A 10,653-nucleotide genomic window follows, 5' to 3' on the forward strand; every position below is an offset into this window, starting at 1 on the left:
GGGGTGGCCGCCGAGTCCGGCATGCGGATCGGCCCGACCAGCGACGGGTCCACGACCGGTCGTCCGCCCCTTCTCGCCACGGCGCGGAGAGTAGCCGTGCGACGATCATCACCATGAGGCTCCCCCGGCAGTCGGCCGCTGTCGCGATGACCGCGTTCCTCGCCGGCGCCGGCGTCACGCACTTCGTCTCGCCCCGGTTCTACGACCCCATGGTGCCGACGCAGCTGCCGGGCACCGCGCGGTTCTGGGTGCTGGCCTCCGGCGTGGCCGAGATCGGGGTGGCCGCCACGGTGGCCGTGCCCCGCACGCGTCGGCTGGGCGCGCTCGCCGCCGCCGCGCTGTTCGTGGCCGTCTTCCCCGCGAACGTCAAGATGGCCGTCGACCGGTCCACGCGCTCTCCCCGCGAGCGCGCCGTCGCCTACGGACGCCTGCCGATGCAGGTCCCGCTGCTGCTGTGGGCGCGGAAGGTCCGGCGGGACGCCTAGGAGATACCCGCCTCGGCACCGCCTGCCGCCATCTCGTCGAGCCCGAAGGCGGCCACGCCGTCGAGTGAGCCGGTGCCCCTTCACCCCGTGTTCGGCGGCGCGGCCCGCGCCCCTCTCGGTGATTACCGTCAGCCGCGCCGGAGTGCCCCGGCCAGGACGCTGGCGTGCGGCCGGGGGCGATCAGCGGGCGTAGCCTGCCGCGATGACCCGCTACGTGGTGCTCCTGCGCGGGATCAACGTGGGCAGCGCCAAGCGCATCGCGATGGCCGACCTGCGCGCGCTGCTCGCCGACCTCGGCTACACCGACGTCCGCACTCACCTGCAGAGCGGCAACGCCGTCGTCACCGGTGCGGACGGCGACCCGGACGAGCACGCCGGACGCGTCCGCGCCGGGATCGCCGACCGCTTCGACATGGACGTCCGCTGCCTCGCGCTGACCGGCGAGCGCGTGCAGGCGATCGTCGACGGCCACCCGTTCGCCGAGATCGCGGACAACGGCTCGAAGATGTTCGCCCACGTGCTCTCCGCTGCTCCGGACCCGGCGCTGCTCGCCGCGCACGATCCGGTCGCGCTCGACCCGCAGCACACGCGTCTCGGGGACCGCGTGCTCTACCAGTGGTGCCCGGACGGTCTGCTGGAGTCGCCGGCGGTGGGCACCTACGCGGAGAGGAACCTCGGGGTCGCGGTGACCGCCCGGAACTGGAACACGATGACGAAGCTGGTGGACCTGCTCGGCTGAGCTGCAGGTCGTGCCGACTCGCGGGCCGATCCGTGTCGTGTCGCTTCGCCGGGTGGGGCGTCGGCGGATCGGTCGGCGATCAGTCGGCGGGGACCGAGGCCAGGAGGGCGCGGAGGCCGTCGGCGTCCAGGAGGTCGGCGGGGCTGAGCGTCACGTTCTGGCGCACGTAGTGGAACGCGGCCCGCACCTGCTCCGGCCGGCACCCGGCGAGCGCCGCCCAGGCCAGCCGGTAGGCCGCGAGCTGCACGGACAGCGCGGGGAGCCTGCTCTCGTCCGGCAGCGCCCCGGTCTTCCAGTCCACCACCGTCCACGAGCCGTCGGGCTCGGTGAACACGGCGTCCATCCGGCCGCGCACCCCCACGCCGGCGACGACGGTCTCGAACGGCACCTCGACCTCCACCGGGCGGCGCTCCGCCCACACCGACCCGAGGAAAGCCTCCTGCAGCTCCTCGAGCGCCTCGTCCGGGGCCGCGCCCGCGTCCGCGGCACCGGGGAGCTCGTCGAGGTCGAGCAGCTGCGCGGCGCCGAAGCGCTGCTCCAGCCACGCGTGGAACGCCGTGCCCCGGCGAGCGTGCGGGTTGGGCGGCAGCGGCAACGGGCGGCGCAACCGGGACGCGAGCGCGGCCGGGTCGTCCGCCAGCTCGACGAGCTGCACCACCGACAGCTGCGAGGGCAGCGCGACGGTCGGCCGGGCCCGCGCGGCGGCCCGCTCCGCGAGCAGCACGTCGACGTCGGCGGCCCAGCCCTCCGGGTCCCCTTCGTCGTCCTCCTCGTCCGGGGGCGGCTCGTCGGACGGCAGCTCCAGCTGGGAGCCCGGCGATGCGGCGTCGGACCGGGCGGCCCGCCGCTCGTCGCGGGACCGTAACGCGGCGAGGACGGCGTCGGCGCCCGCGTGCACGTCCGCCGACCGCTCCCCGAGCGGGTCGGCGGGCCAGACGCCGGTGGGCGTGTCGAGCGTGGCCGGGTTGACCGCGCCGTCCTCCGGTTCCTCGGCCCACTGCTCCGCCGGATGGGCGCGGGCGGCCTCCACCAGGAACTCCGACGGCTCGCGCGGCTTCTCCCCCGCCGCACCCCAGCGGTGCCCGGACAGCAGCAGCACTCGTTCGGACCGCGTGAGCGCCACGTAGAACAGGCGCCGCTCCTCGGTGAGGCGCCGCTCGTCCAGCGCCTCGGAGTGGGCCTTCACGGCGTTCTCCAGCTGCTTGCGATCTCCGTCGGGAGGGAGGTCGGCCGCCGGCAGGTCGGCGGCGTCGCCCCGCAGCGGGACGGGCAGCTCGGCGGGGCTGGTCAGCCAGGTGCCGCCGATCTTGCGTCCGGGGAAGACCTGGTCGACGAGGTGCGGCACCGCCACGACCTCCCACTCGAGGCCCTTGGCGGCGTGGACGGTGAGCACCTGCACGCGGTCGGGCGTCACCTCGATCTCGCCGGGGGTGAAGCCGTCCTCGGCCTTCTCGGCGGTCTCGAGGTAGTCGAGCAGCGCGGGCAGGGTGGGCACCTCCGCGCCCGCGGCGAAGTCGGCCACCACGTCGGCGAACGCGTCGAGGTGCGCGCGGCCCACCGGGCCCGGGCGCGCCGCGGTCTCGGTGTCGAGCAGCAGGACGCGCTCGGCGTCGGCGACGAGGTCCGACAGCGGTGCCGCGCCCCGCGAGCGCAGCCATCCCAGCTCGCGGGCCAGCCGCCCGATCCGGTCGAACCCGGCGGGCGAGTAGGCCTCGGGTGGGCCCGGGTCGTCGAGGGCGTCGACGAGACCCGCCTGCTCGGCGTGCTCACCCGGCAGGGCCCCCAGGGCCAGCGCGGCCGGGGTGAGCGGGCTCCGGCGCGGCGGCAGCGGGGGCACCAGCTCGCGGGCGCGGGCCCACAGTGCGGCGATGTCGGCGACGCCAAGGCGCCATCGCGCTCCCGTGAGCAACCGGACGGCCGCGGGCCCGGCCAGCGGGTCGGCCACCAGGCGCAGAGCGCTGACCAGATCGCGGACCTCCGGGGTGTCCAGCAGCCCCCCGAGGCCGACGACCTCGACGGGCAGCCCGCGAGCCCGCAGCGCGGCGGCGATCGCGTCCATGTCGGCACGCCGCCGCACCAGCACGGCCGACGTGGGCGGCTCCGCGCCGCCCTCCTCGGCGCGACGCCACTGCTCGGCGACCCCATCGGCCATCCAGCCGACCTCGGCGACGACGTCCGGGAGCAGCGCCACCCGCACGTCCCCGGCGGTCGCGCCGGGCCCGGCCCGCAGCTCCCCCACGCTCACCCCGGCACTCCCACCCGGGGAAGCGCGCAGGGGGGCCGACGCCGTGTTCGCCAGGTCCAGCACCTCCGGCGGGTTGCGGAAGCTCGTGAGCAGGCCATACTCGTCGGCCGGGCTGTCGTCCGAAGCCGGGAAGTCGGTGCGGAAGCGCGTCAGGTTGCCCGCGCTGGCGCCGCGCCAGCCGTAGATCGACTGGCAGGGGTCGCCGACGGCGGTGACGGCCGGCCCGTCCGCGCGGACCCGCTCACCCGGCACCGTGCCGAACAGCGCCCGCAGCAGCACGCGCTGCGCGTAGCCGGTGTCCTGGTACTCGTCGAGCAGCACGGCACGGTAGGTCGCCCGCTCCACCGCCCCGACCTCCGGATGGGCCGCGGCGACCCGCGCGGCGATCGCGAGCTGGTCGGAGAAGTCGACGGCCCGCTCGGCCCGCTTCCGGGCGGTGAACGCCTCCACCAGCGGCAGCAGCGCCACCCGGGTGCGCTGCGTCCGGATCCAGCGCTTGTAGGTCTGCGACGGCTCGGCCCGCTGCCCCTTGCCGCGCGGCGCGTTCTCCAGCAGCGCCGTGAGGCGCTCGGCGTGCCGCCGCACCGCCTCGGGCTCGACGAGGTGCTCGCCCAGCTCCCCGGCCAGCGCCAGGAGCCGTTCGGTGACGGTGGCGGGCATGAGGTCGACGTCGAGGTCCTCGGCCCAGCTCGTGACCACGCGGTGCGCGAGCTGCCACGACGCGGTCTCCCCGAGGAGCCGGGCGGCGGGCTCGGCCGGCAGGCGCAACGCGTGCTCGCCGACCAGCCGGCCCGCGTAGGCGTGGTAGGTGGCGACGGTCGGCTCGCCCGCCAGCACTGCGGCGCGCCGCTCCCCGCTGGGGTCGAGCTCGTCGAGCAGGCGGGAGCCGGCCAGCCGGCGCAGCCGGGACCGCACCCGCGCGCCCAGCTGCTGGGCGGCCTTGCGCGTGAACGTCAGGCCGAGCACCTGTTCGGGCAGCACCTCGCCCGTGGCCACCAGCCAGACGACGCGCGCGGCCATCGTCTCGGTCTTCCCGGCGCCCGCTCCCGCGACGACCAGCGCCGGGCGGGCCGGGGCGGAGATCACCGCGGCCTGCTCCTCGGTGGGCGGTGGCACACCGAGTGCGGTGGCCAGCGCGTGCGGGGTGAGCTCCACCCGGGAGTTCTACTCCGACGGTGCGCCGGTCGGCGTGGCCGGGGCCGTCGGCGTGGTGGGAGGAGCCGGGATGGCGGTGCGCGGCGCGTAGACGTGCACCCAGTCGACGTCGAGGTTGATCTCGGCCGGCGTGGTGGCGTCTGGCGCCTCGATCCAGTCCTGCTTCGGGCCCTGGTCGAGCTGGATCGCGAGGTGCATGGGCTGTGTGGGGATGGCCGACTTGTCGGTCAGCTTGTACTGCTGCCGGCCGTCGACGTACCAGGTGATGCTGTCGGGCAGCCACTCGATGGCGAACGTGTGCCACTGCGAGAAGTTGCCGGGGAGCGCGGTGCCGACGGTGGTCTGCCCCTGGGGACCCGAGTGCACCACGAAGTTCGCGAGGTCCCGCTTCTCGTTCGGGACCTCCATGATGTCCAGCTCGCCGTCGGAGAGCTGCTCGGAGTCCGGCCACAGCAGGATCGCCGACCCGAACCCGCGCCCGAGGTCGGTCCTCGCCCGGAACTCCCAGCGGCCGTAGACCTGCCCGAGGGAGTCGGCCATGCCGCCGGAGATGCCTCCGTCCACGTTCCTGGCCGTGATGTGCAGGCTGCCGCCGGACTCGCTGATGGCGCTGGGGCTGCGCGTGCCGTTGCCGAAGGCGCCGACGCTGTTGTAGGTGCCCCACTTGGCGGCGTCGAGCGTGCTGCCGTTGAACTCGTCACCGCCGACGGGCTTCCACTTGGCGGAGATCTCGGCGGGCGTCTGCCCGGCGGCCGCCGCACCGCGGGCCGTGCCGCGTCCCGACGGGGTCCCGGTGGCCGGCTTCGGCTTGGCCTTCTTGGTGGCGCTGGGGACCGCCGTGGGCGTGGCCACGATCACGGTGGGGGGCGCGGCCGGCTCCGGCAACGCCTGGAAGAGATCAGGGGGTGGCCCGGTCGACGTCGAGTCGGGTGACGCACCGCAGGCAGCCAGCAACACCGCCACTGCCGCACACGCGATCACCGCGCGCGTGCGCGTGGAGACGCGGGACACGGGCAACCCTCCTCGCCACGCCGGTGGGGGAGCACAGGGAGCAGCGACGTGTGGCGGAAAGATTACCGGCAGCCCCAGCCGTCACGAAGCGGCCCACCTGAAGGTGTGCCGTAACCGCAACCCGAGTGACGGTGAGTGAGACGCATCATGGCTCCGTGACCTGCCGCCCTGACTCCTCCACCGGGCAGGCCGAGCGAACGGGGCAGCGGTCGCAGTCGGGGCCGACGCGCGCGATGAACTGCGACCCGGACGTCTCGTGGGCGCTGCTGCGCACCACCTGTTCCCAGTGGGCGACCGCGTCGTCGTCGAGCGGGGGCTGGACGGGTTCCTTGGCCTGGCCGTCGGCGCGCTGGTCGGCCAGGTAGATCAGCCGGGCCCCACCCGGCCGGGCGCCCTGGCCCACCAGCTCGCCGAACGCGCCGAGCGCCGCGGCCAGCTGATAGACCGCGAGCTGGGGATGCTCGGCCGCCGCCCGCGCGCTGACGGCGGTCTTGCCCGTCTTGACGTCGATGACGACGGGCCTGCCCTCGGGATCGACCTCGAGCCGGTCGACCCGGCCCCGCAGCCGCAGCCGCGGGCCCCGCGGCACCGCGGTGGGGGCCAGGTCCAGCTGCACCGGTTGCTCCACGGCGACGAGCCGCAGCCCGGCGTCGCGGCTCCCGCGCACCCACTCGTCGAACGCGGCCAGCATGGCCCGCACCCGGGCCAGCTCCCGCCGGGAGAACCACGGCGCGCCCGCGTCGAGCCGGGCCCACGCGGACGCCAGCGCACTCTCCAGCTCGGTGACCGGGGCCCCGTCCGCGCTCGCCTGCACGAGCGCGTGCACCAGCGACCCGGTGACCGCGGCCAGCGCCCCCACGTCGCCGCCCCCGTGGCGCTCGAGCACCCACCGCAACGGGCAGCGCATGATCTTCTCGATGTCGGACGGCGACACCGGCACGATCTCGTCCGGCCCGCGCAGCGGCTCCTCGCTGGACACCGGGGCGAGTCCGTACCAGTCACGGGGATGCGCGCCGGGCACGCTCGCCTCGGCGAGGCGCGCGAGCTGGACGGCGGCGCGCTCCCGGCGCCCGGCGTTCTCGGCACTGCCGTCGTCGGGGGCGCCGACAGCGCGCCGCAGCTCCCCCACCAGCTCGGCCAGCACCAGCGAGCGGCCCGGCCGGAACACCGGACGGTCGGCCTGGCCCGCAGGCACGGGGTCGAGCTCGTCGAGGAAGCGGGACGGCTGCTCGTCGTCGTCCTGGACGCCGCTGACCAGCAGCGTGTGCCGGGCCCGGGTGCACGCGACGTAGAACAACCGCCGCTCCTCGGCCAGCAACGGCGCCACCCGCGACACCGTGCCGTCCGGGTCGGCGACGCCGGCCACGAGGTCGACGAGCCGCTCGTTGCCCAGCAGGCTGCCGCGCAGTCGCAGATCCGGCCACGTGCCCTCCTGGACGGCGGGTACCGCGACCACATCCCACTCTCGGCCGCGGGCGGCGTGGGCGGTGAGCAGCGCGACGGCCTCCCCCTGCGGCGACCGGGCGGCCAGCGAGTCGCCGGGCAGCTGCTGGTCGGCGAGGTACTCGGTGAACCCCGCGACGGCGGCACCGGGCAGCCGATCGGTGTGCCTGGCGGCGGCGTCGAACAGGGCGAGGACGGCATCGAGGTCGCGGTCGGCCGCGGCGCCGACGGGCCCGCCCCGCGCGCTGGCCTCGCTCCAGCGCCGGCCCAGCCCGCAGGCCTGCCAGACGCGCCAGAGCACCTCCTCGGCGCTCTCCCCGTCGCGGACGGCGTCGCCGGCGACGGCCAGCAGCATGCCCACGCGGCGCAGCGGGGCGGTCTCCTGCGGTGGCAGGCTCGCGAGCGGGTCGGGGTGGCCGAGCGCCGCGGCCCGCAGGGCCTCCACCAGCAGTGGGTCGCTGCCGATGCGCTCGATCTCCGACGGCGGGGTGGCGTCCGGTGCCGCCGCGTCGGCCGAGCCGCTGACCGGTTCGCCGTCGGGGCCTGCGCCGCTCCCGCGGCCCGGCACGGGCTGCCCGGCCGCGTGCAGGCGCAGCAGGCCGCGACGCAGCCGGCGCATCCGCATCGGGTCGGCCGAGCCCAGCGGCGAGGTGAGCAGCGCCGTGGCCGCGTCGGCGTCGAGCAGGTCGGGACGGGTGGCGTAGCGCAGCACCATCAGCAGCGGCACGACGGCGGGCTGGCGGGCCAGCGGCAGCTCGTCGGCGGGCGCCGCGATCGGCACGCCCGCGGCGAGCAGCGCCCGGCGCAGCGTGGGCATCGAGCGCCGTGTGGACCGGGCGAGCACCGCCATCCGCGACCACGGGACGCCGTCGGTGAGGTGGGCGCGGCGCAGCTGGTCGGCCACCCAGCCCGCCTCCTGCGACGCGGAGGTGAACACGCGCACCGCGACGGTGCCCTTCGGACCCTCGGCGCCGGCCGGGCCCACGCGGGTGCGCCCCTCCCCCGCCCCGGGCAGCCGCGCCACCAGCCGCGCCCCGGCCGCGCGGACCGCGGGGGCACTGCGGTGATCGGTGGTGAGCACGACCGTCTCGGCCTCGACGGCGCGCAGGCCCTGCGGATCGGCGCCCCGGAAGTTGAGGACGGCCTGGTCGGGATCGCCCGCGAGCAGCACCGTGGTGGCCGTGGCGCCCAGCGCGCGCACCAGCTCCATCTGCTGGGGATCGAGGTCCTGCGCGTCGTCGACCACCAGGTGCCGGACGCGCTCACGCTCGGTCGCGAGCAGATCGGCGTCGGACGCGAGGGCGTCCAGCGCGGCGGCCACCAGCTCGGCGGCGTCCAGTGCGGGCGCGGTGGCCTGCGGCGCACCCCGGCCCGCGGCGCCGCGCAGCAGTGTGACCTGCTCGTACATGCGGAAGAACCGGCCCGCGGCCGCCCAGGCCGGCACGTCGTGCCGCCGGCCCAGCTCGTGGAGCTCCCCCGGGCCCAGCCCGCGCTCGGCGGCGCGCAGCAGCAGCTCGCGCAGCTCGGCGGCGAAGCCGGGCAGGCCCAGCGCGGGCAGCAGTCCGTCCGACCAGCCGGAGCCCTCGACGTCGCCGTCGAGCTCGCCGCCCAACAGGTCGCGCACCACGGCGTCCTGCTCCGCGCTCGCGAGCAGCCGGGGTGGAGGGTCCCCGTGCAGCGCGGCGTGCAGCCGGAGCACCCCGAACGCGTAGGAGTGCACGGTGCGCACCAGCGACTCGCGCGACGTGCGCCCGTCGCCGGCCGCGGCGAGATCGGCGGCGGCGAGATCGGTCAGGCGCTCGCGCAGCTCGGCCGCGGCCCGCCTGCTGCCGACGAGAACGAGCGTGCGCGACGGGTCGTCGCCCGCCCGCACCCGCGCGGCCACGGCCGCGAGCAGCAGCGTGGTCTTGCCGGTGCCCGGGCCGCCCACCACGCGCAGCGGCCCCGAGCGGTGCTCCAGCACGCGCAGGGCGGCGGCGTCCCACACCGGCTCCGGCCCGTCGGCGCGCGGCCTGCGGACGAGGCCGGGCGCCTCGGCGGCGAGCGAGCGGACGGTGCGGGTCACACCGAGGATGCAACCACGGACCCCCGACAGTCGTGCGACCACGCCCGTGGCGCAGCGACGACGACGATGCGGCCGACGACTCCGCCCGGTGCAGCCGCCGCGCGTCGCCCGAGCCGCCACGCTCCTGGCACGATCACGGGCGTGAGCCGCCTGCACGTCGACACGTTCGGACCCGACGACGCGCCGCCGGTGCTGGCCCTGCACGGCGTCACCGGCCATGCGCTCCGGTGGCGCGTGCCGGCCGCGGCGCTTGCGGAGTACCGGGTCGTCGGGCTCGACCTACGGGGGCACGGCAGCTCCCCGTGGACGCCCCCCTGGAGCATCGAGCAGCACGTCGACGACGTCCTCACAACGCTCGACGAGCTGGGCCTCGGCCCGCTGCCGGTCGTCGGCCACTCGTTCGGTGGGGCGATCGCCGTGCATCTCGCCCGGACGGCGCGCGAGCGCGTCACGCGGCTCGTGCTGATCGACCCGGCCCTCGGACTGGATCCGCAGGACATGCTGGAGACCGCGCAGGAGGTGTGCGCGGGCGAGTCGTACCCCGACCGGGAGTCGGCCCGCGCCGAGCGCGCCACGCGCTGGGAGGGCATCGACGACGCTCTGGTCGACGCGGAGATCGACGAGTACCTCGTGCAGGACGGCGACCGCTGGCGCTACCGCTACAGCACCCCCGCCGTTGTCACGGCGTGGAGCGAGATGGCCCGGCCCGCCGTGGTCCCGCCCGCCGACCTGCCGACGCTGCTGCTGCCCGCCACGAAGGTCGACTACGTCGACCCGGCATGGGTGGAGCGCGTCCGCGCCGAGCTGGGCCCGCTGCTCACCGTCCGCGAGATCGACACCGGCCACATGGTGCAGCTGGAGCGGCCGGCCGAGGTGGCGGAGGAGATCCGCCGGTTCCTGGCGTGAAGCTCGACGACGCCGCCGTCGAGCGCGTGCGGGAGGTCGTGCGGGCCATCCCGCCCGGGTCCACGTCCACCTACGGCGAGGTCGCGGCGCTGGCGGGGATGCCGCGGCAGGCACGGCTCGTCGGCCGCATCCTCTCCGAGGACGGCCACGACCTGCCCTGGCACCGCGTCCTGCGCGCGAACGGCACCTGCGCCCCGCACATCGCGGAGGAGCAGAGCGCCCGCCTGCGCGCGGAGGGCGTGCTGCTGGTGGACGGCAGGCTCCCCCGCCGGAGACGCTGAGGGGCAGGCCGCCCGCACCCACGCGCGCCTTCCCGCCCCCGCGCGCAGCTCCGCGCGCCGGTGACAGAACGCGCGCGCCGACTGTGCCCGTCGTCAGGCCGTGCGCCGGCCCACCGCGAGCGCCGAGCGGTAGCGGTCGACCACCAGGTCGAGCACCGCGTCGTGGTCCGAAAGCGGGGCCCCGACGACATCGGCCCCGCAGGCGTCGAGCTGGCGCTGGAACAACCCGGGGGCGAGCAGCCAGGACGCCAGGGCCACCCGCTGCGCCCCGCCCCGCCGCAGCGCGGCGACGGCCTCGCCGACCCGCGGGCCGCCGGTGGCGA

Annotated in this window: 7 protein-coding genes and 1 pseudogene; 4 read left to right on the top strand and 4 right to left on the bottom strand. The window is 76.5% G+C overall.

What is annotated here, in order from left to right; genetic code table 11:
- Nucleotides 1–113 precede the first annotated feature (113 nt).
- Together JWR81_RS15460 and JWR81_RS15465 are read left to right on the top strand one after the other, a co-directional pair.
- Nucleotides 114–485 (top strand): MauE/DoxX family redox-associated membrane protein, encoded by a 372-nt coding sequence (locus tag JWR81_RS15460; protein WP_297652177.1) that lies wholly within the window; start codon nucleotides 114–116, stop codon nucleotides 483–485.
- A 202-nt stretch (nucleotides 486–687) separates the two neighbouring features.
- Nucleotides 688–1,224 (top strand): DUF1697 domain-containing protein, encoded by a 537-nt coding sequence (locus JWR81_RS15465; RefSeq protein ID WP_297652179.1) that lies wholly within the window; start codon nucleotides 688–690, stop codon nucleotides 1,222–1,224.
- A 79-nt stretch (nucleotides 1,225–1,303) separates the two neighbouring features.
- Here JWR81_RS15465 and JWR81_RS15470 read toward each other — a convergent pair whose 3' ends face one another.
- From JWR81_RS15470 to JWR81_RS15480, 3 genes are all read right to left on the bottom strand, one after another.
- Nucleotides 1,304–4,624, bottom strand: a complete 3,321-nt coding sequence (locus JWR81_RS15470; protein WP_297652182.1) for an ATP-dependent DNA helicase — start codon at nucleotides 4,622–4,624, stop codon at nucleotides 1,304–1,306.
- Nucleotides 4,625–4,633: 9 nt separating this feature from the next.
- Nucleotides 4,634–5,635: a glycoside hydrolase family 16 protein gene (locus JWR81_RS15475; protein WP_297652185.1), complete on the bottom strand. Its 1,002-nt coding sequence runs from the start codon at nucleotides 5,633–5,635 to the stop codon at nucleotides 4,634–4,636.
- Between the two features lie 145 nt (nucleotides 5,636–5,780).
- A complete protein-coding gene (locus JWR81_RS15480) occupies nucleotides 5,781–9,143 on the bottom strand; it encodes an ATP-dependent DNA helicase (RefSeq protein WP_297652188.1) in 3,363 nt (1,120 codons plus the stop codon).
- Nucleotides 9,144–9,284: 141 nt separating this feature from the next.
- Between JWR81_RS15480 and JWR81_RS15485 the strand changes: the two genes are divergently transcribed.
- Entirely contained in the window at nucleotides 9,285–10,049 is a 765-nt protein-coding gene (locus JWR81_RS15485) for an alpha/beta hydrolase (protein ID WP_297652190.1), read from the top strand.
- Nucleotides 10,046–10,330, top strand: a complete 285-nt coding sequence (locus JWR81_RS15490; protein WP_297652193.1) for an MGMT family protein — start codon at nucleotides 10,046–10,048, stop codon at nucleotides 10,328–10,330. Before JWR81_RS15485 ends, JWR81_RS15490 begins: the two co-directional genes overlap by 4 nt.
- Nucleotides 10,331–10,423: 93 nt before the next feature.
- Here JWR81_RS15490 and JWR81_RS15495 read toward each other — a convergent pair.
- Nucleotides 10,424–10,653 (bottom strand): annotated as a pseudogene (locus JWR81_RS15495) (sirohydrochlorin chelatase); the annotation flags it as partial.

The sequence above is a fragment of the Pseudonocardia sp. genome, assembly GCF_025965585.1.
Taxonomy (GTDB): Bacteria; Actinomycetota; Actinomycetes; order Mycobacteriales; family Pseudonocardiaceae; genus Pseudonocardia.